Origin of the sequence: Pseudanabaena sp. FACHB-1998, assembly GCF_014696355.1 — a bacterium.
Classification (GTDB): domain Bacteria; phylum Cyanobacteriota; class Cyanobacteriia; order Pseudanabaenales; family Pseudanabaenaceae; genus Pseudanabaena.
The window spans coordinates 76,475-101,162 of record NZ_JACJQA010000041.1; the positions used below are offsets into that span (position 1 = coordinate 76,475).

Annotated in this window: 24 protein-coding genes; 13 read left to right on the top strand and 11 right to left on the bottom strand. The window is 43.8% G+C overall.

Annotated elements, in window-relative coordinates; genetic code table 11:
- Positions 1–24 precede the first annotated feature (24 nt).
- The 8 genes from H6F42_RS17020 to H6F42_RS17055 form a co-directional block, all read right to left on the bottom strand.
- Positions 25–177, bottom strand: a complete 153-nt coding sequence (locus tag H6F42_RS17020) for a lmo0937 family membrane protein (RefSeq protein ID WP_190400559.1) — start codon at positions 175–177, stop codon at positions 25–27.
- Positions 178–569: 392 nt separating this feature from the next.
- Positions 570–752: a CsbD family protein gene (locus H6F42_RS17025; RefSeq protein ID WP_190400593.1), complete on the bottom strand. Its 183-nt coding sequence runs from the start codon at positions 750–752 to the stop codon at positions 570–572.
- A 142-nt stretch (positions 753–894) separates the two neighbouring features.
- The gene (locus tag H6F42_RS17030; RefSeq protein ID WP_190400560.1) at positions 895–1,665 is read right to left on the bottom strand and encodes a sterol desaturase family protein; all 771 of its coding nucleotides are present in this window, start codon (positions 1,663–1,665) and stop codon (positions 895–897) included.
- A gap of 1 nt (position 1,666) precedes the next feature.
- Positions 1,667–2,083: a YggT family protein gene (locus tag H6F42_RS17035; RefSeq protein WP_190400561.1), complete on the bottom strand. Its 417-nt coding sequence runs from the start codon at positions 2,081–2,083 to the stop codon at positions 1,667–1,669.
- A gap of 395 nt (positions 2,084–2,478) precedes the next feature.
- Complete coding sequence (locus H6F42_RS17040) at positions 2,479–2,979, bottom strand: hypothetical protein (protein WP_190400562.1); 501 nt, start codon at positions 2,977–2,979, stop codon at positions 2,479–2,481.
- A 248-nt stretch (positions 2,980–3,227) separates the two neighbouring features.
- Positions 3,228–3,710: a hypothetical protein gene (locus H6F42_RS17045; RefSeq protein WP_190400563.1), complete on the bottom strand. Its 483-nt coding sequence runs from the start codon at positions 3,708–3,710 to the stop codon at positions 3,228–3,230.
- 314 nt (positions 3,711–4,024) lie between these two features.
- Positions 4,025–4,969, bottom strand: coding sequence for a tyrosine-type recombinase/integrase (locus H6F42_RS17050; RefSeq protein WP_190400564.1), 945 nt, complete (start codon positions 4,967–4,969; stop codon positions 4,025–4,027).
- Between the two features lie 21 nt (positions 4,970–4,990).
- Positions 4,991–5,677: an antibiotic biosynthesis monooxygenase gene (locus H6F42_RS17055; RefSeq protein WP_190400565.1), complete on the bottom strand. Its 687-nt coding sequence runs from the start codon at positions 5,675–5,677 to the stop codon at positions 4,991–4,993.
- A gap of 253 nt (positions 5,678–5,930) precedes the next feature.
- On the opposite strand from H6F42_RS17055, the gene H6F42_RS17060 reads away from it, so the two are divergent.
- The 4 genes from H6F42_RS17060 (at position 5,931) to H6F42_RS17075 (ending at position 10,354) form a co-directional block, all read left to right on the top strand.
- Positions 5,931–6,362, top strand: a complete 432-nt coding sequence (locus tag H6F42_RS17060) for a hypothetical protein (protein WP_190400566.1) — start codon at positions 5,931–5,933, stop codon at positions 6,360–6,362.
- Between the two features lie 239 nt (positions 6,363–6,601).
- Positions 6,602–6,847 carry a GlsB/YeaQ/YmgE family stress response membrane protein gene (locus H6F42_RS17065; RefSeq protein ID WP_190400567.1) on the top strand — a complete coding sequence of 82 codons (246 nt, stop codon included), beginning with the start codon at positions 6,602–6,604 and terminating at the stop codon, positions 6,845–6,847.
- 69 nt (positions 6,848–6,916) lie between these two features.
- On the top strand, positions 6,917–7,420 hold the full coding sequence (locus H6F42_RS17070) for a hypothetical protein (RefSeq protein ID WP_190400568.1): 504 nt from the start codon (positions 6,917–6,919) through the stop codon (positions 7,418–7,420).
- Positions 7,421–8,029: 609 nt separating this feature from the next.
- Positions 8,030–10,354, top strand: coding sequence for an NACHT domain-containing NTPase (locus H6F42_RS17075; protein WP_190400569.1), 2,325 nt, complete (start codon positions 8,030–8,032; stop codon positions 10,352–10,354).
- 74 nt (positions 10,355–10,428) lie between these two features.
- On the opposite strand, the gene H6F42_RS17080 is transcribed toward H6F42_RS17075, so the two are convergent.
- Positions 10,429–11,070, bottom strand: coding sequence for a chorismate lyase (locus H6F42_RS17080; RefSeq protein ID WP_190400570.1), 642 nt, complete (start codon positions 11,068–11,070; stop codon positions 10,429–10,431).
- A gap of 186 nt (positions 11,071–11,256) precedes the next feature.
- Positions 11,257–12,084 (bottom strand): hypothetical protein, encoded by an 828-nt coding sequence (locus H6F42_RS17085; protein WP_190400571.1) that lies wholly within the window; start codon positions 12,082–12,084, stop codon positions 11,257–11,259.
- A 281-nt stretch (positions 12,085–12,365) separates the two neighbouring features.
- Between H6F42_RS17085 and H6F42_RS17090 the strand changes: the two genes are divergently transcribed.
- Positions 12,366–12,545 (top strand): PCP reductase family protein, encoded by a 180-nt coding sequence (locus H6F42_RS17090; protein WP_190400572.1) that lies wholly within the window; start codon positions 12,366–12,368, stop codon positions 12,543–12,545.
- 97 nt (positions 12,546–12,642) lie between these two features.
- Here H6F42_RS17090 and H6F42_RS17095 read toward each other — a convergent pair whose 3' ends face one another.
- Positions 12,643–13,833 (bottom strand): NAD(P)/FAD-dependent oxidoreductase, encoded by a 1,191-nt coding sequence (locus H6F42_RS17095; RefSeq protein WP_190400573.1) that lies wholly within the window; start codon positions 13,831–13,833, stop codon positions 12,643–12,645.
- A gap of 221 nt (positions 13,834–14,054) precedes the next feature.
- On the opposite strand from H6F42_RS17095, the gene groES reads away from it, so the two are divergent.
- The 8 genes from groES (at position 14,055) to H6F42_RS17135 (ending at position 24,684) form a co-directional block, all read left to right on the top strand.
- Positions 14,055–14,366 carry a co-chaperone GroES gene (gene groES / locus H6F42_RS17100; protein ID WP_009629538.1) on the top strand — a complete coding sequence of 104 codons (312 nt, stop codon included), beginning with the start codon at positions 14,055–14,057 and terminating at the stop codon, positions 14,364–14,366.
- Between the two features lie 70 nt (positions 14,367–14,436).
- Positions 14,437–16,071, top strand: a complete 1,635-nt coding sequence (groL, locus tag H6F42_RS17105; protein ID WP_190400574.1) for a chaperonin GroEL — start codon at positions 14,437–14,439, stop codon at positions 16,069–16,071.
- A 28-nt stretch (positions 16,072–16,099) separates the two neighbouring features.
- Positions 16,100–17,467 carry an O-antigen ligase family protein gene (locus H6F42_RS17110; RefSeq protein ID WP_347272323.1) on the top strand — a complete coding sequence of 456 codons (1,368 nt, stop codon included), beginning with the start codon at positions 16,100–16,102 and terminating at the stop codon, positions 17,465–17,467.
- 166 nt (positions 17,468–17,633) lie between these two features.
- A complete protein-coding gene (gene glyA / locus H6F42_RS17115) occupies positions 17,634–18,932 on the top strand; it encodes a serine hydroxymethyltransferase (protein ID WP_190400575.1) in 1,299 nt (432 codons plus the stop codon).
- Between the two features lie 294 nt (positions 18,933–19,226).
- Positions 19,227–20,723 (top strand): xanthine dehydrogenase small subunit, encoded by a 1,497-nt coding sequence (gene xdhA, locus H6F42_RS17120; protein WP_347272324.1) that lies wholly within the window; start codon positions 19,227–19,229, stop codon positions 20,721–20,723.
- 71 nt (positions 20,724–20,794) lie between these two features.
- A complete protein-coding gene (xdhB, locus tag H6F42_RS17125) occupies positions 20,795–23,140 on the top strand; it encodes a xanthine dehydrogenase molybdopterin binding subunit (RefSeq protein ID WP_190400576.1) in 2,346 nt (781 codons plus the stop codon).
- Positions 23,141–24,094, top strand: a complete 954-nt coding sequence (locus H6F42_RS17130) for an XdhC/CoxI family protein (protein ID WP_190400577.1) — start codon at positions 23,141–23,143, stop codon at positions 24,092–24,094.
- Positions 24,095–24,120: 26 nt separating this feature from the next.
- The gene (locus H6F42_RS17135) at positions 24,121–24,684 is read left to right on the top strand and encodes a Uma2 family endonuclease (RefSeq protein ID WP_190400578.1); all 564 of its coding nucleotides are present in this window, start codon (positions 24,121–24,123) and stop codon (positions 24,682–24,684) included.
- Positions 24,685–24,688: the final 4 nt, after the last annotated feature.

Here is a 24,688-nt window from a genome sequence, read left to right on the forward strand (position 1 = left end):
TATTGTTTTTTGCTGGGAAAATACTTAGATATATTCACCTGCGAAGAGGTTATAGACGATACCAATGATGGCTAAAACTAAGAGTGGATGGATTAAACCACTACCACTATTAATAGAATATCCTAATAACCAGAGAATAATTAGTACGCCAACGCCAGTCCAGATTAGATTTAACATGTTTTTATTAAAATATCTATCTCAATTAGAGAGAGTAAATTCTTTTCGGATTTACCTTCTTAAATGAGGAAATTTTTTATATTAAATTGACTTAACAGGTTTACAACTCAGCATTTAGCTTTTGTATAAACCTATTAAGTCAAATGATTGAAATACAAATGAGATAGGGACTTGAAATCTCGAAAAATGTAATTGCCAATTTGCAATAGCAATAATGATTTTAATTAAGTGTAGGAAAAAAATTAAAATCATCATTACGTTATCCCATAGGCTTTTGTAAACGATCCTAAATTCACAAAAACCTATGTGAAAAGCTTAAATCACTTATACTGTTTTAGCGTAAGAAAAATTAATTTCAACACACTAAAATAGGGCAAACTAAATTTAAAGATTTAGTCAACAGCCTTTTTGATTTCATCCTTGACATCTTCAGCAGATTGGCGAACCTTGGCTTCGGCTTGTTTTGCCTTGCCTTCGGCTTTAGTTTTGGTGCTGCCAGTTAGATCGCCGACAGCTTCTTGAACTTTGCCTTCAACATTTTTAGAAGTTGCTTTAGCTTTATTTTCTAAACTCATCATTTTCTCCTTGATTTGATTGGATGACTTTTGACAACCATTTACGAAAGTCGAATTAACGGCTTTATGGCTTCTTAAAACAATTTAACAGGGCGATGTTTAAGTTATAGAATGAATTGATTGAATTCAAGATAAAATATAATTATGATTTTTCATTCGTTTTCAATTTCCCCATCAAATCTTTTTCATAGTTAGGATCTTGAGTATTGAATAACTTGTCCCAAAACGTGAAATAAAGCCCGTAGTGCAGGTTATATTTCAGATGATGAATGGAATGGTGAGCAGGACCAATAAACCACTTGCCTAGCCAGTGATGGGGAAAAGATAGAGATAAATAATCAAGTCCTAAATGATTTAGTACCGCCCAGATCGTCATCGTGGTTAATATGGCTATTAAAGTGATGAAATGGAGCGGGACAATCAAGACAATTCCAACTAAAAAAAGTGCGCTGACAATTGCCTCTAAAGGATCAAAAGCGAAGGAAGTCCAAGGCGTAGGATGGCGGGAGCGATGGTGTCCTTGATGGAACCAGCGGAAAAGCGAGGGATGATGAAATAAGCGATGCGTAAAGTAAAAATAAGCATCTTGTAAAATTAAAACTGTGCCATAGCTCAGCCCTAAATACCATAGTCCATAGTCGTTGGGATTAAGGTAGATGCGCGTAAGATTAGCCCTGTAGAGGCAGATGATTAATGCGGAGGCGATCGCAAATACTACCGCCGAGAGTATAGAAAGTTGAATATCCCTTTTAATCGATTCCCCAAATTGCTTGTTAGTTTGATTTTGCTGCTCGACTGATTTCCCTAAGGGTGCATAAAAGAGCAAATACATTCCCCCCGTCACCAGAAAATATCTGGCGAGAATAATTGCAAAAAAAGCAATACCGTAGAACAAAAATGAGTGATCTAGCAATTTAGACTCTGTTATAAAAAATGAATCTGACTAATGAAATTAAAAGGTAACTCAAAATTGCATAGGCAATAATTGCAATTACAATATTCACATCAAAAATATTTGCGCCACCATCACTAGTGGGACTGATAAATAGGGTGGAGAAGGGAGCAATAAAGGGAGCGGTTAGCCCGTTAATAAACATGGCAAATTCGTTTTTAGTATTAGCTCCAAATAAACGCAAGACGAATCTTAGCATTAGCAATATTTCGATAATTCCTCCTAGCCAATAGATACTATTAACTATCCCGTAATAGACGTTACTGCGCTGTGCTACTCCTAAACGATTTTCTTCCTGTCGCAACCGAAAAGTTTCTTCGTCTTGCCGTAAGTCTTGTCGTCTTTCAAAATTACTTTCATCGCGCTGATTATCGTTCATTTTAAACCATTAGATTTTGATTGAGACTAAAAACTATAGCCATCCTATTTCGTTGATGAAAGAGGAAAAGTGATTGAGGTAGATAAACTTGTGGTGTTGTTTGCGGCAACACCACAATATAAAATAGTGTTAGCATTAGAATGTCAAAGCTATGTATTGTTATATGTATAAATTGATTGAATATGATACAAATCATTACTTATTTCTACATATTAGGGCATAAAACCCAAAAAGCGAGTTGCGGCGCGAAGCGCCGCAACTCGCTTTTTGGGTTTTAGTTTGTACTGGCTAACTCTTACTTTGCTATATAAGCTTCTGTTTTTCATGCTTCTGCTCTAACAATAAAGCCCAAAATGGCAGAACCATTTTGGGCTTTATTGTTGAAAGTTGGCATTTTAGTAAACAGAGATTACTTTATGTCCAATATTTGCTAAAAGATGCTGAGCTTGACTTACGGAGCGATCGGTAATGATGGCTACGACCAAAAAACTTCCATTAGCAACAGCATTTTCAAACTTAAAAATGTCCTGTGCATCCAGTCCTAGTCCTATCAAAACGGAAGGTAAATCACCATCTTTAGTAATATATTCCCAGTTCATGGAGTCTTCATGATCTTGATAGTTTTTAGTGATGACTACTATCTGGGAAGCTCTTAAACCTTGACGTTGGAACTCAGCTATAGCATTTCTCATTTCTACTCTCGAAGAGAAGACATCCACTACGGTAAAGATGTTTTCTACTTCTACAGAACGATGATTGTTTCCAGTGGTAGTTGGCTTTTTGTCCTTCCTCTTGGAGGGGTTCTGCTGTTTTGCACTAGGCTCTTGGTAGCTATGCTCCAAGTGTTTGTAGCTAGTATCATCCAAAGAAACAGGTTTAATTTTAATTCTGGGCATATTTATCTCTTCTAATTGCTTTTGTAAATTACTTTTGTAAAAATATAGCGATTTTCCTTTTGCCTACGGCAAAAAGAAAACAGTCTTCCATGTAAAGAGGTGGTCACTTGCAGGAGGACAAATCAAAACCTAAGAAGTGAATTGCGGTGCGAATCGGCACAACTCGTCTTCTGTTTTTGTGTCCTAACCAGAAGGGCAACAGCAGTTTTACAAACAAAAAAATGGCAACACCATTTTTTGTTCTGGCATTAATTCGCTTGAAAGGTATGCCCTGCTTTAGCGAGAACATGTTGCATCTGACTAGCTTGGCGATCGTTGCCCATCTCAATTACTAAAAACTTGCCATTATCGGTAGCTTCCACAAATCTCGCGATCGCCTGATCACTAATTCCGAGTTTGGTCAAGACGGCAGGTAAGCCACCACATGCACTAATATTTTCCCAATTCAAAGAGCTTTGAGGTTCTTGGTAGTCTTTAGCGACGATGGAAATATGAGAAATTAACAGACCTTTCTGTTCCATTTCCGAGACAGATCCTCTAGCGTCTCCTTCAGATTCAAAGATATCAATCACAGTGACTCTATTGATTAGCTCCGATAGAGAATTACCCTCATCTATATATACCTCTGGCTCGATCGCGTAGTTATTGAGCAAGCCCTCAGTATCAACTGTGCGACCATGCGCCTTGTTGAGTTCAGTAGGATACACATTCTTATCGGTTGAGATAGACATGAATTCGCTCCTTCAGGTTTCTTCAACCACTTTGCTAGAGCCATGAGTGAGTTAATAAGTGGGATATTTAAATTGATTGATTTCGTTACAAAACTTAAGAATCAAAAAACTAAAAACCAAATCCAAAAGGCTGTGGCGCAATTGTGCGCCACAGCCTTTTGGATTTGGTTTTTAGTTACGTGAAAGATTACAAGACCCTCACCCCTAGCCCCTCTCCCAAAAGGGGAGAGGGGAACAAAAATTAGTCCTACTCCCCCTCTCCCTTAATGGGAGAGGGGGCTGGGGGGTGAGGGCGATATTCGTTCCACGTAATATCAGTAATCTAATCTCTCGGAAGCTTTTAAAAAAGCACGTTTCGCGGCTACCTTATTCTTGCGATTAGTGTAGCGCTTAAAACTTCTGATATCTCGATGGCGGGTCAGTTCCATTGCTAGAGAGGGATCTAACTCATACTTCACAATCAAATTTGTCGCAAAGGTATGTCTACCTCGATGGGAATGTAGATCAATTCCCGTTTTCTTAGCCAGAACGTCCATCACATGCCTCACTCCCCAATAAGTGAGCCGATCGCCGTAACTGCGATTAGAGAATGACACAAACAAAGGAGATTCGGGCAATAACTCATCTCCCTTATCCTTGCGCCAATCTAAATAGGCATTTAAGTGTAATAGCCCCAGTTTCGTTAAAGGCACTTCTCCCTTGCTATCCCACTTCGCTACAGGAATTACCAGTTCACCATCGCAATAATCTCCCACATTTAAGTTACATAACTCCTCTCCCCTCAATCCATGCAATAAGACCGTAAATATCGCCAAATCTCGTTCAGGATATTTGCTTAAGGCGATCGCTTCATAAATCTGCAACACCTCATCATCATCTAGATCCTTAGAGACAGACTCAGGCAAGCGTTCTAATTGGATGCCAATGGTGGGATCAGCCGTGACATATTCAGATATTAATAACCAGCGATAAAAAGACTTTAAGGTTTGCAAGACTCGATTCACGGAACTCAGGGCTAACTCTCGCTCCTTTACTAAAAAGTTCTTAAATTGGGTCACTTTGCGCCGAGTTACATCCCCCCACGCTAATTCACACCAATCCATAAATATTTTCAGATCCGATTGATAAGCTTTACGACTCTTAGCTTGCAATGACCTTGAATCAAGAAATTCATCAATCCGAGTTTGGCGCAAGTCGGTCGCCACGATCGCTTTGGGTGGTTCGCTGTAAATAACTAAAATTGGCTCTGGGATAGGCATAATTGTATCAAAAATAAATAATTAACGAATATTAACAGATTCAATTTCTTCGGTGACCGATCGCAGGTCGGGTAAAGGAGTCGCAAGTTGAACGCCTTCAAGTATTGGGGAGGATTTTTCTGAGTTTGGTGAGGGAATATCTAAAGGAGGATAGAGCCAATTGGCAAACAATTTCGTCATTTGCGGCATCAATAGATAAGTCATCGTCGGCACAGCGATCGCAGTGACTAGGGCAACTCGCAGCACTAGGGGCAACATAACTAATTCCTGTTGGAGGATTGCTGAAATAAGCGTAATTAAAGGAAATACGGCTAGCCAAGTAACTAGAGCCATTTTGTAGCGAGGCGGAGGCGTAATTGAAGGTTTGCCAGAGAGGGTAAACCAAGTTTCTAAACCAGTTAAGACTTGGATTTCAGGCGGCTTAAAAGTTAAAGACTCGGCGATCGCAAACCATTTTTGGCGCTCTGACGATGCTTCCCAGTGGCGGAGATTACTGAGGCGATCGAATTTAAGGATGATCCGATACTCAGGGTCGTCGGAATTGACAGGGCGGAAAATATGACTACCTAAATGACCTCGAAATTGACTACAAGCCTTAGTAATCCCCGTTAGAAATACTTCAAACTCTTCTTTACATTCGGGCTTAACCCTGCGGGAAATTGAAACGGTCACCGAAGGATCATTAAGACTGGGCTGACTTTCCGCCATGATGGATTTTTCTGAACAGTTTATTGTAAAGATTTATCTAAATTTTAGTTTAACTCAATCAACTTATACATTGGTCAAACACGAGATCAAACAAGCCCCTGTTAAGTTAAACGTTGACTAGGTAGTTAGGCGTAATCAAATATAAAAATCTAAAGCCTGTAGCGCACGCTGCACCTGTACTACAGACTTTGGTTTTGTTTTTGATTATACCTAGCTACCCCCTGTCATTTCAGAAAAAACTAGGTAAAGTAAAATGGCTAATATTTTAGACAGTAGCAGAGCTGCTAATTTTAACGACCCAGTTACAGCTTTTTTTAAGGGTGTTAAAAAAGGACTCCTGTTTGCTTGCGGATTCGCTCTAGTGGTGATGATGCAAGTAACCTTTTTTAGCTCTGGGGCGATCGCTTCTCCTTTAGCTAACATGGGTAGTCCAGTGGACAAAGTTGCGGAAACATCTAAAAACTTAGCTAAAGATGTAAAAGAAGGCACTAAGGAAAATATTGGCAAAGCCAAAAAGGCGGCTAAGGATACTAAATCCAAAGTTGATGGTGGTGTAGATAAAGCTAAGCAAATGGCAAGCGATCGCACCAATGAATTGAAGAATGGAGCCTCAGGCTTGCCTGATAAAGCTGGCAACAAAGTTGAAGAAGCGATCGATTCTGTCAAAGACTTCTTAAAACAGTAGTCCCATTTACTTAGTTAAAAAAACCTTAGAGCGTGTTTGAGAAGTCTTCTATCTAGCATAGATTTCTGCTTTTACCCCCCTTAATCCCCCCTTTCAAAGGGGGGAAACTTGAATCCTCCCCCTTTCAAGGGGGAGTTAGAGGGGGTAAAAAACTTCTCAAACACGCTCTTACAGAGAACGTAATCGCGGGCTATTCTCTTATTTCGATAAATTTCAAACAGATAGTTGGAGAAAATTAAATGTCATTTATTTGGTTTATATTGATTGGGCTATTAGCAGGAGCCTTGGCTGGTCAAATCGTCCGTGGAGGCGGCTTCGGGATTGTCGGCGATATCCTTGTGGGTATTGTGGGCGCATTATTAGGAGGCTTCCTATTCACTACCTTTGGTGTTTCCACAGGCGGCGGATTGATCGGAAGCTTGATTGTTGCCACCATTGGCGCAGTGGTCTTACTGTATGGAATTCGTCTTATTAAGGCTTCTTAGAATCTCTAGTGAGATTTATTGCTTTGAGATTTGGGACAAATTGCAAATAATTTGAAAGGACAAATCAAAATGACTAATAGCAACGTCAACCATGATCAACAAGAGGATGCAAACCTCGACCCCCTTTCGGGAGAAGTAGGAGCGCATCCATTAGGAACAGGTGTAGGAGCCGCAGGTGCGGGTACTGTCGCTACTGTCATTGGTGGTGCTGTTGGCGGACCCGTTGGTGCGGTAGTTGGGGCAGTGATTGGCTCCGTAGTAGGTGGCTTAGCGGGTAAAGATGTCGCTGAGCAAGTTAACCCCACTTTTGAAGAAACTGATTGGCAGGAAACTTATACTTCCAGTTCTTATACTCAGACTGATAGAACCTACGAGGACTATCAACCTGCTTATCGGACTGGCTATGAAGGTTACGATCGCTATGGACATAGTGGACGCACTTATAGCGAAGTTGAGACTGATTTGCAGCGTGATTACAACGCAAATCAAACTGGAAATATCCCTTGGGAGCAAGCTAAACATGCAGTCAAAGATGCATGGGATCGAGCTTCTACCCAATTAAGAAAAAGTTAATATAGGAACGCTTTGCGCTCCTATATTAAGCAAAAGATTGTTTGCATGTATTAGTTTGTAATATTTGTAAACAATCTTTTGCTATTGGGTAAAAAGATACAGACCCTCACCCCTAGCCCCTCTCCCCTTTTGGGAGAGGGGAATAAGAAAAATTAATCTTACTCCCCCTCTCCCTTAATGGGAGAGGGGGCTGGGGGGTGAGGGTCTGTATCTTTTTTAAAGAAGGGTGGGCAGATCTAGGTAAGGCTTCAAACTCGTCAATTATTAATAAATAGCTATGGTTATCTTCTGAAGGTCAATCTATGTAGTTATTGTTGTAAGCAATTAAGTTATACAAACAATTAACGATTCATGTATAACTTTCAATCGTTTGTATAATCATTTGTATAAGTATCGAAGCAAAATTAAATATAAAATTCCCAAAGCTATAACAAACGCAGCGGGTACGCCACAGTTTTGTTTTTGTTCAGCTACTTAGCAACCCTATTTTATTTACAAATTTAAAGGATTTGGGAGCGATCGCCCCTTCGGGGCGATCGCTCCCAAATCCTTTAGAATGTATTTCCGCCTAACTTAGTTCTTTCGACCATCTATTAAGCTAATAAACCTATGGCAAAGCGATCTTTACAAGCATCTCCAGCAGGGATTAAAAAAGCCAAGCAGCATTTTGCCAATAAAGGATGGACTCAAGAATATCTCGCTAGTGAAGTAGGTATTAAAACCAGACAACCAATTTGGCGTTTCTTTGCGGGGCAAGCGATCGAGCGTTATACGTTTTTTGAGATCTGCACCAGATTGGATTTAGATTGGCGAGAAATTGCCTTTAATCCTCCCTTGGACTATATCGATCCCGAGGATGATCAACAGAATAGAGAGGAATTTGCCAACATGGGCATTGATGCTCTGGTGCAGATGGTACGCGCCAAAAGGCGCGGCAAAATCACTCACCAATGCGGCATTTTGCAATTGCTGGATATTAGCCGTCCTGTGACGATTGACCAAATCTACGTTGACGTAAATATATTGGAGGAAATCGCCAGCCAGCAATGGATGGAAATTGCGGCGATCAATAGTCTGCCCCCCCAAGATATTGATCGCTTTGGTCTGGGAAAAATTGTCGAACGCCAAATTTCGAGCGCACAGGCGATCGCCAAATACAGCAAACTTAGAGTATTGGGTAAACCGGGTTCTGGAAAAACGACATTTCTCAAGCATCTAGCGATCGAATGTAATCGCGAAGAGATCAAAGATAGTCAAGTTCCGATCTTTATCAAACTCCGCGACCTTTCCCAAAGCTATCAAGAAAATCAGCAAATCAACTTGTTGGAATTTATTCAACAAGAATTTCTCTCTTCGGAAATTACCCATTCCTCTATCCTTAAAAAACTATTGCAAGCAGGTCGTGTCCTCCTGATGATGGATGGAATGGATGAAGTTAGCAGTGAAATTGAGAATGTGGTTTTGAATGAAATTCGTCGATTTACAGAGAAGTATCACAAAAATCAATTTGTGGCAACCTGTCGGACTGCCTCCCAAAAGCTCGCCCTCCAAGGATTTACGGATGTAGAGATTGCCCCCTTTACCCAAGAACAGATAAGTTCGTTTGCTCATAAATGGTTTATTGCATTTAGTTCCTCGGGTAAAGAGGATGGCGCAGCTAATTCTCTAGTATTTCTTGAGAAGTTGGAATTGCCTGAAAACTGGTGTTTTCGCCGCATGATTACTACACCGCTTTTTTTGCATCTGGCTTGTTCGGTTTTTCATCGACAAGATCGATTTCCGATCAAGAAGGCGGAATTTTATAAGCAAGGAATGGATCTATTGCTAGGTAAATGGGATGAAGCTAGAGGAATTGAACGGGATCAGATGTATCGAGGTTTCCAATTACCTCAAAAGCTGAAGTTATTGAGCCAAATTGCGGCTTCTACCTTTGAGCAAGGACAATTCTTTTTTGAGCAAAATGTTATAGAGCAGTACATCGGCGATTATTTAGAAAGCTTACCTGAGGCGAGCAAGGAGCCAGACGAAATTCAATTAGCCAGTGAAGGTGTATTAAAGGCGATCGAGTCCCAGCATGGACTTTTAGCCGAAAGAGCGAGAGGAATCTTCTCCTTCTCTTATCTGGCTCTACAGGAATACTTCACAGCGCGTAAAATTGTCGCTAATCACAACCTCCAATCCTTAGGACAGTCTTTGCAAGGATTAGTGGATCATATTACCGATCCCCATTGGCGAGAAATCTTTCTGCTCACAGCGGGGATGCTCCGTAGTGCCGATGGATTGGTGGAGTTAATGAAGCAGCAAATAGATGGGCTGGTGTCTGAAGATCCCTATTTGCAAGAGTTTTTAGCTTGGGCTAGCCAAAAGTCAGATGCTAACTCACCCGAAACCAAATCGGCAACAGGTCGCGCCTTCTATCTAGCGCTAAACCGAGCGCCTGACCTCGCTCCCGATCTCGCCCTTGTCTGCACGTTAGATCAAGGTGAGTTTTTGGATGCGGCTCTTGATGAACTCTTAAGAGAATGCATCATGAAGAGTAGTAAAGATTTTGCCTATGTCCATGCCTGTAGTGAGGCTCTGGGCAATATTTTAGGAGTGGTTTTAGATTTAGGATTTCATAAATCCCTCCAACAACTTCAAGATCAATTGCCCAATTCCCATTACACCAAGGAAGGCTTTGATAACTGGTGTAAGCAAAATTATGATTCTTGGGTCAAGCAACTCCAAATCGTTATCGCTGATCATCGCAATATTAGTAATAAGTGGCAATTTAACACTGCTCAAGACCAAATTTTGCAGCGCTATTACGATGCTAATCAGTTGTTGCTCGATTGTCTCAATAGCAACTGTGAGGTTACTCCCAATATTCGCGAACAGATAGAGGAAACTCTATTATTACCCCAACTTGAAATCGAAAAGAGAGAATGGGAGTAAAGGAAAGAGACATAATGGCGTAGCCATTATGTCTCTTTCCTTTACTGGGTAAAAGTGTCATCTTTTATTTTTTATTACAAGCTACTGGAACCCAAATATTTACCGATCGCTGGTGAATAAATTTCGTAGATCATCGTAATTGGTTCGCCGCCATGCCACAGCAAATAATGCCTCGCCCAATAGGTGTCAAGCTCCGAGCTACCAAAGGTTTCCGCCACATTAGGACAACGCCCCTTATAAATCCCCTTAAGATCGCGATAGAGTTCGGTATATTTCTGATTGAGGCTGACCCAGATCGGTAAAGAAGGATCTTTGAGATATTTTTGCATGGTTGCCTCCGACCACCACGAAGTCGCGTGGGAAAAAACTTCCCCCGTTTGCTGCGATCGCAACCAGATTTGGCGGCGAATCCGTGGAGCAGCGATCGCCGCAATATCCGCAGGAGCTTGATCGTCATCGTCACCGATGGCGGTCATCGCAACTACATCGACCGAAATCGCCGATTGGGTCAATAGCTGTAAATGTCTGGTGGGTGCGCCATCGCCCATCAAAAACATTTGCCAAGTCGGGGCTAATAAATTAAAAGGCAACCCTTTACGAATATCCTCCTCGCTACCCTGCCACATGGGTTCTTCGATGCGATTCCAAGCAGGAGTTGGGGTATTGGAGTTTGGGGAATTAGGAATTTGGATGCTTTTTGGTGAGATGAGGGTCATACAGGATTTCTCTTAACAATCCGTAACATATTCTCATTGTAATTCAAAAAAGGGAGAGCCGCTAAACGGCTCTCCCTTTTTTGAATTACAGCTATATAGTTGTTAGCGCTATAGCCCCTAATAGGTTGTGAGAGTGCGCCGCACTCTCACAACCTATTAGGGTTTGCTATATTAGTCATGAAATTTTTAGGACATTCTTAGCAATCTAATTTGCGCGATGATAAAAATTGCAGGAATAATGCGCCCATAATTTGTGGCGATCGCCCGCCATCCTAGATCCGCAAAAAATAAGCCCCACAAAGCAGGCGTAATCACTGAAAATACAGTTCTTGCCGCAGTGTATTGGGTGGCAGCTACCGCCATCCCCCGCTTAGCCAGATAAGTAGAGACATAAGCATTTAATCTAGTTGCGATCGCAGTGCCTCCCGCCTTAAGGACTTCATAACCCACTTGATAGGATGCAAAATGCCAAGCCATTTGCCTTGCGAGGGTATGAAGCACGGCGGAGCGAATAACAGTACTGACAGCGATCGCGCTACCACCCTTGACCAGCAAGCTCATCGGATTACGTTGAGCATCGAGGGGTAAAGCCTTTTTTAGATCAGACTCTGTTATGGCGCTTTGCATCGACTCGTCAATCGTGGAGCGCTCTTGAGGAGATAGCTTTTTCCAAGAATTGCTAATCAAGTTTAGAAATAACTCAGATTCAATATCTTCAACGGTTTGATTTCGAGAATATTTAATATTGAGATGCTGACAAACGCGCTCTAGGACTTCGCGATAGCTAACTTCATCGGTTTTGCGGCGCAATACAGTCAAACCATCGGCAGCTAAAAATCGAAAACGTCTCGCGATCGCCTCTATTAATTCCTCACGATCCCAGCTTTGCAACTCTTGAATGGGTGGTGTAGCTACATAGTCAAGGGGGTTAAACTTGCGCCGAAATAGGATATCCGCAATTTGATATAGCTCATCGTCGGTAGCTAATTCCAGCACATTGCTTAATTCGTTCATTGCCCGATCCTTTGCTGTAGCAAGCTTTTGAGTATTACAGCCTATTGAGGCTTTAAGTAGTACCGAAATATTTTTGATTATCGGCACTTTGTGCCGATAATCAAAAATATTTCGGGGTTTTAAGTCAGCGCAAAGCGCTGTAACGGTCTGAAAGACGCAATAAGTTAGACTGATTTTACAGCAATTCTACTCAAAAGGCTGAAGCAAGAATTTGAAAGCCTCAGCAAGGGTTGTAGTGCAATAATTTGTAAAGTAACTATCTAACTAAAAGCTAAGAAGTAATGAGTGAAAAGATTGTGTGGACTGCGGAAGCTGAGGCAAAGCTAAAAGATATCCCTTTTTTCGTCCGACCTTTTGCCTTTAAAAAGATTGAAAAGTATGCTCAGGAACAGAATTTCAACCCCATTACCTTAGAGGTTTATGAGCAAGCCAAAAAGCAATTCAATAAAAAATATGACTAAAAAGCGAAAAGATAATTTGCGGCGCTTTGTGCCGCAAATTATCTTTTCGCTTTTGATCCAAGTAGTTAAAAAAAGCGGCGCGAAGCGCCGCCTTTTTTTATACGGATTTTCTGAATAGCTCGACTAGTGGCTTGGTTACCCAATGCGTGCCAATCTTCCATTGATGCTGCAAAGTCGGCATTCTGAGCAAATAGGCAAAGCGCCGCATGACATGGGCCGGGAAGCCGTCAATACTAAACTTGCCAAAAATAGAAGCAGTTGCCCCGTCAATACCTAAGCTAATAAATTCACCAAGGGGAATATAGCTGAAATTAACTAGGGGCTTTTGGTTGAGGCTAGCCCAGATATTCCAAGCACAATATTGAGATTGCTGAAACGCGACCTGCGCCGTAGCAGGTAAAGGCTGACCATCGGAGTCCAGACATCCTGCCAGATCACCGATCGCAAATATATCGGCATAACCCTTAACTTGCAGCGTTAAATCTGTGGCGATCGCGCCTTGGCGACTATGCTCAAGGGTGAGATTTTGTAGCATCTTGGAGAAAGTGCTACCCACCGTCCACAACACAATATCCACGGGCAAAGTATCACTGCCATCGGCATAGTCAAGGGTGACTTCGCTGTCGGTAATCTGGGAAACTCGCGTATTGAGATCCGTCCAGACTCCTCGCTGTGATAGCGCAAGTTCGGCAATCTGGCGATTAGCATCCGTGGAGTTTCCAAGGATTTTAAGATTGCGATCAACTAGGCGCACTCGACCCCGATCTTTAAGGCGATCGGCAATTTTGCAAGCTAGCTCAACCCCACTACTGCCACCACCCGCTATGCATACTCGGATTTTGTCGCGATTGGATGCTTCTAATAGTTCTAATTTGCTATTAAGGCGATGGAAGTCTTGGAGATTACGAAAAGGAATCGCATATTCTGAAGCTCCATCCACAAAATTCATCGGCGTTTCACCACCGATCGCTAAAACTAGGCGATCATATTCGAGAAAGCTACGCTGACCAATATTGACTTCTACTTGCTTAGCCTCAAAATCAATATTAGTAACTAGTCCCTGCACAAACTGAATCCCAGTATCCGCCAGTAACTCCGCAAAGGAAGGCGCGACTTCCCATTCCTGTAGCTCTGAGGTGACTAGCTCATAGAGAAATGGCGTAAATAAAAAGCGATCGCTTTTATCGACAAGGATAATTTCAGGCATGACCGCCCAAGGCAGGCGTGCGAGATTAAGCGCAGTATACAACCCGCCAAAACCACCACCAAGAATACAAATTCGTGTCATGCAAAAATTCCAATTTGTTTTTCTTCATTTTATCGCTATTTTCCTATCCTGCCAGAGAGTTGTGTCGCAAAGGGCTACAACCCTCTATTTGTCGTCTCTCAGTTCGGTAAACCACACTATAGACATTGCAACCCTTTCGGTTAAATTAGCACTCAGTCACCTAGAGTGCTAAAACACTCTAATACAAAGCCGAAAAATGCTAGTCAACTGAGTGAATATCAATGGCAACCACGACCTTAAACGTAACTACCGTAAAGCCTTTAGCTGATCGCGTATTTATCAAAGTAAGCGCTAAAGAAGAAAAGACCGCAGGTGGAATTTTCTTACCTGAGACCGCAAAAGAAAAGCCCCAAGTTGGCGAAATCGCTGCCGTAGGACCTGGCAAACTCGATGACAAAGGCGAGCGCCAAGCCCTAGAAGTCAAGGTTGGCGACAAAGTTCTTTACTCCAAATATGCTGGCACTGACATCAAACTCGGCACAGATGAGTATGTATTGTTAGCTGAAAAAGATATTTTAGCGATCGTTTCCTAATTGATTTTAGAGAGTGCTTCGCACTCTCCAAAATCAAAATATTTACCAATTATCAATTACCAAAAAAATTATGTCTAAGAAAATCATTTATAACGAAGATGCACGTCGCGCCCTAGAGCGTGGTATGGACATCTTGGCAGAAGCTGTGGCTGTAACCCTAGGACCCAAAGGTCGTAACGTAGTTCTTGAGAAGAAATTTGGTTCTCCTCAAATTGTTAATGATGGTGTCACCATTGCTAAGGAAATTGAACTAGAAGATAACGTCGAAAATACTGGTGTAGCTTTGATTCGTCAAGCTGCTTCTAAGACCAATGATGCTGCTGGTGATGGAACCACCACCGCAACTGTATTGGCTCATGCCATTGTTAAAGAAGGACTCCGCAACGTTGCGGCTGGTGCTAACTCGATCGCTCTTAAGCGCGGTATCGACAAGGCAACTGCTTTCTTGGTTGGCAAGATCAAAGAACACGCTAAGCCCATTGAAGATTCTAAGGCGATCGCTCAAGTCGGAACCATCTCTGCTGGTAACGACGAAGAAGTCGGCGCAATGATCGCTCAAGCGATGGACAAGGTCGGTAAAGAAGGTGTGATTTCCCTCGAAGAAGGTAAGTCTATGGTTACCGAACTCGAAGTTACCGAAGGTATGCGCTTTGATAAGGGCTATATCTCTCCTTACTTCGTGACTGATGCTGAGCGCATGGAAGCTTCCTTTGAGGAGCCAGTTCTCTTGATCACCGACAAGAAAATTGCCCTCGTTCAAGAACTCGTTCCTGTGCTTGAGCAAGTTGCTCGTTCAGGTCGTCCTCTAATCATCATCGCTGAAGATATCGAAAAAGAAGCTCTTGCTACTCTTGTCGTTAACCGTCTTCGCGGTGTACTTAACGTTGCTGCAATTAAGGCTCCCGGATTTGGCGATCGCCGCAAAGCGATGCTCGAAGACTTGGCAACCCTCACAGGCGCACAGGTCATCACCGAAGATGCAGGACTTCGCCTTGATGCAGTCAAGCTCGACCAACTTGGTAAAGCTCGTCGCGTCATCATCACCAAAGACAGCACCACCATTGTTGCTGACGGTAATGAAGTTGCAGTTAAGACTCGTGTTGATCAAATCCGTCGTCAAATCGAAGAAACCGAATCTTCCTACGACAAAGAAAAGCTTCAAGAGCGTTTGGCTAAGCTCTCTGGTGGCGTAGCCGTCATCAAAGTTGGCGCAGCCACTGAAACCGAAATGAAGGATCGTAAGCTTCGTTTAGAAGATGCAATCAATGCAACCAAGGCAGCAGTCGAAGAAGGCATCGTCCCCGGTGGTGGTACAACCTTGGCTCACCTCGCTCCTGAGTTGTTCACTTGGGCAAATGCTAATTTGACTGGCGAAGAATTGACTGGCGCAATCATCGTTTCCAAGTCCTTAGCTGCTCCTGTAAAGCGCATTGCTCAGAATGCTGGCTTTAACGGTGCTGTTATTGCGGAACATGTTCGCGAGAAGGATTTCAATATTGGCTTCAATGCAAGCACTGGCGAATTTGAAGATATGTTTGCGGCTGGTATTGTTGACCCTGCGAAGGTAACTCGCTCGGCTCTGCAAAATGCCGCTTCGATCGCTGGCATGATCTTGACCACTGAATGTATCGTTGTCGATAAGCCCGAAGATAAGGGCGCTGGCGGCGGCGGTGCAATGGCTAACGGTGGAGACTTTGATTATTAATAATCAAATCTAAGTAAAAGAAAAGGGAGTGCAATGCACTCCCTTTTCTTTTATGGCAACGCAAAAGCTTTTGATGGATAGAGGGGTAAAGATGTTTTGGCGATCGCTTGATGATCATGATTTAAAGAATTTTGACGATGCATTAAAGAATGATTTGCAGTGGGAATGGCTATGGCAGCAGTTTCTGGCGCTATTTTTGGTGATTAGCAATGTATTTATGCCAATTCTCACCGCCCTCTTAGCCTTTAAAGTGTTATTTCGGAATGGCTGGAAAGCGATCGCTACCCCCATAAATATCGCCTACGGGATTTTAGCGGTATGGATGATTTTAACTACGTTGATCGCCTTTGATTTGGGGACAGCCGCAGGGGGATTAGCGAATTTTTTGCCATATTTTTTCCTCGCCGCCATTACTAGCGTGATTATTCGTACCCCCTCCCAATTTACGCATTTTCTCTGGCTATTGGTAACTGGTTCCATTCTCGTGAGTGGCTTTGGAATTTTACAAGCCATTCTCAATCGTCCCGATTTAATATTTCCCAAAGTAATTTTTGATAGCTACCAAATACCCATGGGCTTTAGTGCCGATCGCCGCATTCAATCTTTTTTTGGTCATTTTAATGAAACTGCGATTTATTTATTAATGCTTTTGCCGATCGCCTGTCATTTTGCCTTGGGAAAAGTCAAAAGTCTCTCTAAATCCCAACGCGCGATCGCCGCCTTAGCCCTCGCCTTGGGAACCTGCGTTTTGATTATGACGGGTTCGCGCAATGCATGGGGTTTGGCGATCCTTGGCGGCGTAGCGCTTGCGATCTATTACCGCCAATGGAAATTAGTATCAGCAATGGGAATAGTTTTAATCCTAATTGCGTGGGCGGTATTTGGACAGAAATACGGTTTGGGCGGCGAAGCTTTGCGATCGCTACTGCCCGAAGGATTTGTCAATCGGTTAGCGAGTACCGTTGATCCGAAACTGGCTGACTATGCCTCCACCGCCGATCGCCTCAATGCTTGGCAATTTGCCATCTCCTTAATTTCTCAACATCCCCTGCAAGGTTGGGGTCTACGCAATTTTCCCCTAGTTGCCCAATCGATGGGCTTTGATTTGCGAGGCTTGCCCCATGAGCATAATTTATTTTTAGCGATCGCCGTGGGGTCAGGGATTCCCGCCCTAATAGGCTTGCTGGGAATTATCATTTGGACAATCTGGATATCAGTGCGATCGGCGATCGCCAAAGATACCGAGGGAACTATGGCAATTACTGCAATTAGTATTATTTTATTTTGGCTATCCTGTTGGTTAGATCTGGTCTTGTACGAGCCACGTCTTAGTATGTTGTTGTGGTATTTGCTCGGTAGTATGTACGGTTTGGTCATACATCAGCGATCGCTCTAAAGACAAGAAGTTGTGGTGGTGAGCTTTGCCCACCACCACAACTTCTTAACTGGGAAGGTAGTTAGCAGATCCAATAAATTACATCGCTTTACGCTGCGTGTTAGCATAATTTGATGGGTGTTTTTGTTCGCGGTAACCCAGCATAGCCTTATATCAATTCACAAAAATGACCAACTTGTTTTCCCTCCTCGCCGCCACCGATCCTCTTGTTGCAGGCTTTATCGGTAAAGAAATCGAGAGACAGCGCAATAATATCGAACTCATTGCCAGTGAAAATTTTACCTCCCTTGCAGTTATGGCGGCACAGGGATCGGTACTGACAAATAAATATGCCGAAGGGCTACCCTCCAAGCGCTATTACGGCGGTTGCGAGTTTGTAGACGAAATCGAATCGATCGCCATTGAACGCATCAAAGAATTATTTGGCGCAGCCCATGCCAATGTCCAGCCCCACTCAGGCGCACAGGCAAACTTTGCCGTATTTCTCACTCTGCTAAAACCGGGGGATACCTTCTTAGGAATGGACTTGTCTCACGGTGGACATTTAACCCACGGTTCGCCTGTAAATGTTTCGGGGCTTTGGTTTAACAAGGTTCATTATGGGCTTAATAAAGAAACTGAGCAGCTTGATTTTGATTTAATTCGTGATCTAGCATTGCAACATAAGCCCAAATTGATTATTTGCGGCTATTCCGCCTATCCTCGGATTATTGATTTCGCTAAGTTCCGTGCGATCGCCGATGAAGTTGGGGCTTACTTGATGGCTGATATTGCCCACATTGCGGGACTAGTCGCTTCTGGACATCACCCAAATCCGATCCCTTATTGTGATGTCGTCACCACCACCACCCACAAAACCCTCAGAGGCCCTCGCGGTGGCTTGATCATGACCCGTGATGCGGCGCTCGGCAAGAAATTTGATAAATCTGTCTTCCCCGGCTCTCAAGGTGGTCCCCTTGAACATGTGATTGCCGCTAAAGCTGTCGCCTTTGGTGAAGCATTGCGTCCTGAGTTTAAGGATTATTCTGGACAGGTAATTGCTAATGCACAAACCCTTGCCCAGCAATTACAGGCGCGTGGCTTCAAGCTGGTTTCCAATGGCACTGATAACCACTTAGTACTAGTCGATCTGCGTTCCATTGGTATGACGGGCAAAGTTGCTGATTTGTTAGTCAGTGGTGTAAATATCACCGCGAACAAAAATACGGTTCCCTTTGATCCCGAATCGCCTTTTGTGACCAGTGGTTTACGCCTTGGCACACCTGCAATGACTTCTCGTGGCTTGAAAGAAGCGGACTTTACCGAAGTTGCCAACATCATCGCCGATCGCCTCTTAAGTCCTGATAGTGATGAGATTCAAGCTGATTGTATTGCCAGAGTTCAAGCTCTCTGCGATCGCTTCCCACTTTATCCTGAGCTAGACTATCCCACCATTACCGAAAAGCAACCTGCTTTAGCGGTGTAAAACAAAAAAGAGGGACTGCAAAGCAGTCCTTCTTTTTTTATGAATGGCGCCGCTTTGCGCCGCTATTAATTTTTAGTAATACTAATTCACAAAAATTTGACAACATTATTGGGAATTAAAATTGTGAATTAAAAATCATATCCAGTAAAGCTTTTAAAAGCCGCCAATAGTGTAGCCATTGGCGGCTTTGTGGTGAATGTATCTTGGCATACTTAATTTAAGCCCTAGACATTAATTAATTAAGATTGATTCCGTCGGCTAATTTTTTAAGCTAGATCTACCAAAGAAACTTCCGTGACTCAAAAGGCTATCCCCATTTCTGCAAATACCTTCGCAAATACCGTAGAGCATTTCACCTTTACGATTAACGGTACAACAACAATTGTTAAAGACATTGCGCCCACAATGACCCTGCTCCAATACCTGCGACAGCAAGGCTATGTCGGCACAAAAGAGGGTTGTGGCGATGGTGACTGTGGCGCTTGCACTGTAGCGATCGCAGGTGAAGATGCCCAAGGTAAACCCCAATATCAGGCGGCAAATAGTTGCCTGATTCCCATTGGCGCTGTGGCGGGACGGGATGTGATCACTGCGGAGGGTTTAGCAGATGCGAAATCTCATGGACAATTTTCGGCGCAACCTCTAGAACAATTGCACCCAGTTCAGGCGGCGATGGTGGAAACCGCAGGCTCCCAATGTGGCTACTGCACCCCCGGATTTATCATGAGTATGTTTGCAGCTTACTATGATGGCGGATTGAAGGATGATATTTGTATTGAGGGGAATCTTTGTCGCTGTACGGGCTATTTGCCAATTCGTAGGGCTGCCCAAAAGTTATTGGCTGACTTAGGAGAAAATGCACCCAGCGATCGCTTTAGTACGATGCTTGTTGAAAAAAATCCAGATTTACAAGCGATCGCCTACACCAGCAACGAGCAGCAGTTCTATCGCCCCACCGAATTAACAGAAGCTCTGCAACTATTACAGACCTATCCCGAAGCAACTCTGGTGGCGGGAGCGACAGATTTGGGCTTAGAAATGAGTTGGCATCGGCGTAACTATCCCGTGCTGATTTCCTTAGAGGGTATTGCGTCTTTAAAGCAGATTCACCAAACTGAAGACTATGTGCAAATTGGGGCGGCAGTTCCCCTTAGTCATATTGAAGATGTGCTGCATGGAACATTTCCGAGCCTTGATGAAATGCTGCATTGGTTCGCGGCGCGACAGGTTCGCAATCGCGCTACCCTTGGCGGCAATATTGGCACTGCCTCTCCCATTGGCGATTTACCGCCCGTGTTATTGGCTCTTGATGCCACGGTGACGCTTGCAAATATCAATGGCGATCGCACTTTACCCCTAGCTGATTTCTTTAAGGGCTATCGGCAAACGGAACTAAAACAGGGTGAAATTATTACGGCGGTAACGATTCCCAAAGCGATTAGTAAGGGAGCAACTCAGCGTCTTAGTTTCTCTTACAAAATCGGTAAGCGTGGCACAGATGACATCAGTATTGTGGCGGTTGCCTTTGCGATCGATTTAGATGCAAATCAAAACATTCTCCATGCAAGGCTTGCCTATGGCGGCGTAGCAGCAACACCAATCAGGGCGATCGCTGTGGAACAGGCGTTAATCGGTCAGCCTTGGAACATGGAAACTGTGCGATCGGTGAAGCCGATGCTCCATGAAACTTTTACGCCTCTCAATGATTTGCGCGGTAGTGCTAACTATCGCAAGTTGCTGGTTGGCAATCTATTTGAGAAGTTTTTTGTGGAACAAACTTTTTCTAATTAATCAATAGTGGTGCGCGGCGAAGCCGCGCACCACTATTGATTTGTATAATTTTTTTATGATAGGAATCTCCAATGAGCATCACCGAAACCCAAATAGAATCTCAATCCAAACCCCAGAAAACCCACGAAAGCGCGATCGCCCATGTTAGCGGGAAGGCAGTCTACACCGACGATCAGCGTTTACCTGTGGGAATGCTTTCCCTCTATCCAGTTCTGTCGCCCCATGCCAGAGCCAAGATTATCAAGATTGATTGTAGCGCCGCCTATGAAGTTGAGGGCTTAGTGACGATCCTCACGGCGGATGATGTGCCGGGGGAAAATAATACGGGGGTAATCATCCATGATGAAGTGATGCTGCCCACCGATGAGGTGAGCTATTGGGGGCAGGTGGTGGTTTGGGCTGTGGGTGAATCGGAAGATGCTGCCCGTGAAGGAGCCGCCAAGGTAGTTGTGGAATATGAACCCTTACCCGCAATTCTCTCCATTGAAGCAGCGATCGCTGCCCAAAGCTTCCATCTTGATCCCAAAGTGATCAAACGGGGTGAACCTGATAACGCTTTAGAAACTAGCGATCGCACCATCACAGGGGAATTAGTCGTAGGTGGACAGGATCACTTCTATTTGGAAACCCATACGAGCTGGGTGATTCCCGATGGCGAAGGTGGCTATAAGGTCTATAGCTCCACTCAACACCCTAGCGAAACACAGGTAATCGTGGCAAGGGTTTTAGGCTTGCCCAATAGCTGCGTGGTCGTGACCTGTTTGCGGATGGGCGGCGCATTTGGCGGCAAAGAATCACAGTCAAATCCCTTTGCATCGGCGGCAGCAGTGGCAGCTTACAAAACGGGTCGTCCTGCGCGAGTGAGTCTGCGCCGACATCACGACATGATCATCACAGGTAAGCGTCATAACTTTTTGGGACGCTATCAGGTGGGCTTCACCAATGAAGGCATGATTACCGCACTCAAAACTGAACTCTATGCCGAAGGTGGTTGGAGTCTTGACCTCACGCCGCCCGTACTCATGCGAGCGATGATGCACATCGACAATGCCTATTACATTCCCCATTTGGAAGTACAGGGATGGATGGCAAAGACTAATTGCGTCTCGAATACCGCCTACCGTGGGTTTGGAGGGCCACAGGGCATGGTTATCTGTGAAGAAATCGTCGATCGCATCGCCCGTACTCTCGGTTTACCGCCCGAAGTTGTGCGCGAACGGAACTTCTATCATGGTTCAGGGGAAACTAGCACTACCCATTATGGACAGGAAATCATTCAAAATCGGATAGCACGGGTTTGGAATGAAGTTAAGGTCAATGCTAATTTTAGCGATCGCCAAACAGAAATCGCTCAGTTCAATCAAACCAGTCCCTACAAAAAACGAGGACTAGCGGTCATTCCCGTCAAGTTCGGAATTTCCTTTAATAAGATCGAATATAACCAAGCAGGGGCGCTAGTGCTGATCTATACCGATGGCAGCATTCAAGTTAATCATGGCGGTACAGAAATGGGACAGGGACTGCATACAAAAATGCTGCAAGTGGCGGCGCAATCCCTCGGTGTAAATATTGATCGCTTTCGGATGATGCACACCAGCACCGACAAAGTGCCGAATACTTCCGCAACAGCCGCTTCCAGTGGTTCTGATTTGAATGGACAGGCGATTAGAAATGCTTGCGAAACTCTTCGCCAACGACTCGCTACGGTTGCGGTGAAGATGCTCAATCTTGATGCCCCTGAAGATCTAGTCTTTGAGAATGATTGGATTTACTGCCGCACCTATCCCAGCGCCAGAATTGGCTTTGATGAAGTGGTCAAACAGACCTACAGCGGGAGGATTAGCCTTTCTGCCAATGGTTTCTATCGCACTCCCAATATTTATTGGGATGCCAAATTAAATAAGGGCAGACCCTTCTATTACTTTGCCTATGGTGCTGCTGTGAGTGAAGTGGAAGTGGATGGTTTCACAGGCACATTTAAACTACGTCAAGTGGATATTGTCCATGATGTCGGAACTTCCATTAATCCCTTATTAGATAAAGGTCAAATCGAAGGCGCTTTTGTGCAGGGCATGGGTTGGCTGACGATGGAAGAATTGGTATGGAATGAGCAGGGACGCTTACTCACCTTTGCCCCCAGCACTTACAAAATTCCGACCGTGAGCGAAATTCCCGAACAGTTCACAATTCATCTCTTAGAACGCGCCGCCCAAGATGGCGTAATTCTTGGCAGTAAAGCTGTGGGCGAACCACCTTTCATGTTAGCGATGTCTGTCCGCGAAGCCATTCGCGAAGCAGTCGCTGCCTTCGGTGAAGGCAAGCAACCCGTAAATTTAGCGATTCCCGCCACACCCGAAGCAATTCTCTGGGCGATCGAGTCTGTGAAAGCAACTTCTATCTCTAAAGTAATAGCCTAGATGATTTATGAACATCTTTTAGCAGCACTCCAAAAAGAACCCGTCGTCGTCGCCACTGTAATTAAGGTTAAAGGCTCCGTACCGCGAGAAGTAGGAGCAAAAATGCTAATTACGGCTTCGGGCTGTGTGGATACCATCGGCGGTGGTGCGGGAGAAGCAAAGGCGATCGCTAAGGCAAAAGAAGTATTACAAACAGGTATTAAAACCCTAGTAGAAATTGATTTAACGGGTGCAGCTAATCATGATCGTCCAACAGAAGGCATTTGCGGCGGTTGGATGGAGGTTTTGTTAGAACGATGGCAAGGAGAACAGGCGATCGCTTTAGTTTCAGAGATCATTACAAACTTGCGATCGGGAAAAGAAATCACCTTAGTTACACCTTTACCTCAAAATGTGATAATAGATGGCTCTCCGCGCCATCTATTATCACAACAACCAGATTCTTTTATAGAAGTTCTCAAACCTGAGCCGATGCTCTTAATCGTCGGTGCGGGTCATGTGGGTGAACAATTGGCAAAGATAGCGCATTTAAGCGGCTTCCAAATTGCCATTCAAGACGATCGCCCTGAATGGGCAAATCGCGATCGCTATCCACAGGCAGCATTTATCTATAGTTCCATTACCCAAGCCCTAACCGAATTAGCACACCATCAAGAGCTATATGTTACCCTAGTCACAAGGGGGTATCGCTATGATTTGGAAGCACTCAAAGCTTTGTTAGAGCGTCAAAAGTCCTGTTGCTATATCGGCATGATCGGCAGCGATCGCCGCGTTAAGCAAGTTTTGGCAGAGGTCAAACGCGAAGTTTCTATTAAAGAATTGCCTTCTATTCATGCTCCCATTGGCTTAGATATTGGCGCATTAACCCCTGCGGAAATTGCCGTGAGCATCGTTGCCGAGTTAATTATGGTGCGGCGCGGCGGCTCTGGGCGATCGCTATCTAAAGTTGTATAATTATCAGCAACTTTGCAGCAAAAATTATGCGATCGCCAATTCACTTTTTCTCAGTTGCCGAATATCTAGAAGCAGAGTCTAAGAGTGAAATTCGTCATGAGTATTTGGGCGGACAGGTATTTGCGATGGCTGGGGGAAGTAAGGCTCACAATATGATTACGTTAAATATTGCGAGTCTTTTACGTTCTCTGTTGCGGGGTAACGCTTGCGATGTTTTTATGTCGGATATGAAGGTCAAGTTAAAGGCTGCGAATCAAAATAAGACCATATTTTATTATCCCGATGTGCTATTTACTTGCAATCCTGAGGATCGCGATAAGTATTTTGTGAATTATCCTTGTGCGATTTTTGAGGTGTTGTCACCCAGCACGGAAGTAAGCGATCGCCGCGAGAAATTGGTAAATTATCAAACGATTGAGAGTTTGCAGGAATATGTTTTAGTTTCTCAAGATAAAATTCAAGTGGAAGTTTATCGACAAGATTTGAAAGGAAATTGGACAATGGAAGTCTTGGGAAATGAGGATATATTAGTTTTAAATTCAATAAATCGATCGCTAACGATGGCAGATATTTATGAGGGTATTTTCTAGCGAT

Coding starts and splice junctions, on each gene's coding strand:
- H6F42_RS17055 (WP_190400565.1), bottom strand. CDS start 5,677: ATGGCGGAAAGTCAGCCCAGTCTTAATGATCCTTCGGTGACCGTTTCA.
- H6F42_RS17050 (WP_190400564.1), bottom strand. CDS start 4,969: ATGCCTATCCCAGAGCCAATTTTAGTTATTTACAGCGAACCACCCAAA.
- H6F42_RS17025 (WP_190400593.1), bottom strand. CDS start 752: ATGAGTTTAGAAAATAAAGCTAAAGCAACTTCTAAAAATGTTGAAGGC.
- H6F42_RS17090 (WP_190400572.1), top strand. CDS start 12,366: ATGAGTGAAAAGATTGTGTGGACTGCGGAAGCTGAGGCAAAGCTAAAA.
- H6F42_RS17075 (WP_190400569.1), top strand. CDS start 8,030: ATGGCAAAGCGATCTTTACAAGCATCTCCAGCAGGGATTAAAAAAGCC.
- H6F42_RS17070 (WP_190400568.1), top strand. CDS start 6,917: ATGACTAATAGCAACGTCAACCATGATCAACAAGAGGATGCAAACCTC.
- groL (WP_190400574.1), top strand. CDS start 14,437: ATGTCTAAGAAAATCATTTATAACGAAGATGCACGTCGCGCCCTAGAG.
- H6F42_RS17035 (WP_190400561.1), bottom strand. CDS start 2,083: ATGAACGATAATCAGCGCGATGAAAGTAATTTTGAAAGACGACAAGAC.
- H6F42_RS17020 (WP_190400559.1), bottom strand. CDS start 177: ATGTTAAATCTAATCTGGACTGGCGTTGGCGTACTAATTATTCTCTGG.
- groES (WP_009629538.1), top strand. CDS start 14,055: ATGGCAACCACGACCTTAAACGTAACTACCGTAAAGCCTTTAGCTGAT.
- H6F42_RS17095 (WP_190400573.1), bottom strand. CDS start 13,833: ATGACACGAATTTGTATTCTTGGTGGTGGTTTTGGCGGGTTGTATACT.
- H6F42_RS17080 (WP_190400570.1), bottom strand. CDS start 11,070: ATGACCCTCATCTCACCAAAAAGCATCCAAATTCCTAATTCCCCAAAC.
- H6F42_RS17065 (WP_190400567.1), top strand. CDS start 6,602: ATGTCATTTATTTGGTTTATATTGATTGGGCTATTAGCAGGAGCCTTG.
- H6F42_RS17040 (WP_190400562.1), bottom strand. CDS start 2,979: ATGCCCAGAATTAAAATTAAACCTGTTTCTTTGGATGATACTAGCTAC.
- xdhB (WP_190400576.1), top strand. CDS start 20,795: ATGAGCATCACCGAAACCCAAATAGAATCTCAATCCAAACCCCAGAAA.
- H6F42_RS17085 (WP_190400571.1), bottom strand. CDS start 12,084: ATGAACGAATTAAGCAATGTGCTGGAATTAGCTACCGACGATGAGCTA.
- H6F42_RS17045 (WP_190400563.1), bottom strand. CDS start 3,710: ATGTCTATCTCAACCGATAAGAATGTGTATCCTACTGAACTCAACAAG.
- H6F42_RS17130 (WP_190400577.1), top strand. CDS start 23,141: ATGATTTATGAACATCTTTTAGCAGCACTCCAAAAAGAACCCGTCGTC.
- H6F42_RS17060 (WP_190400566.1), top strand. CDS start 5,931: ATGGCTAATATTTTAGACAGTAGCAGAGCTGCTAATTTTAACGACCCA.
- glyA (WP_190400575.1), top strand. CDS start 17,634: ATGACCAACTTGTTTTCCCTCCTCGCCGCCACCGATCCTCTTGTTGCA.
- H6F42_RS17135 (WP_190400578.1), top strand. CDS start 24,121: ATGCGATCGCCAATTCACTTTTTCTCAGTTGCCGAATATCTAGAAGCA.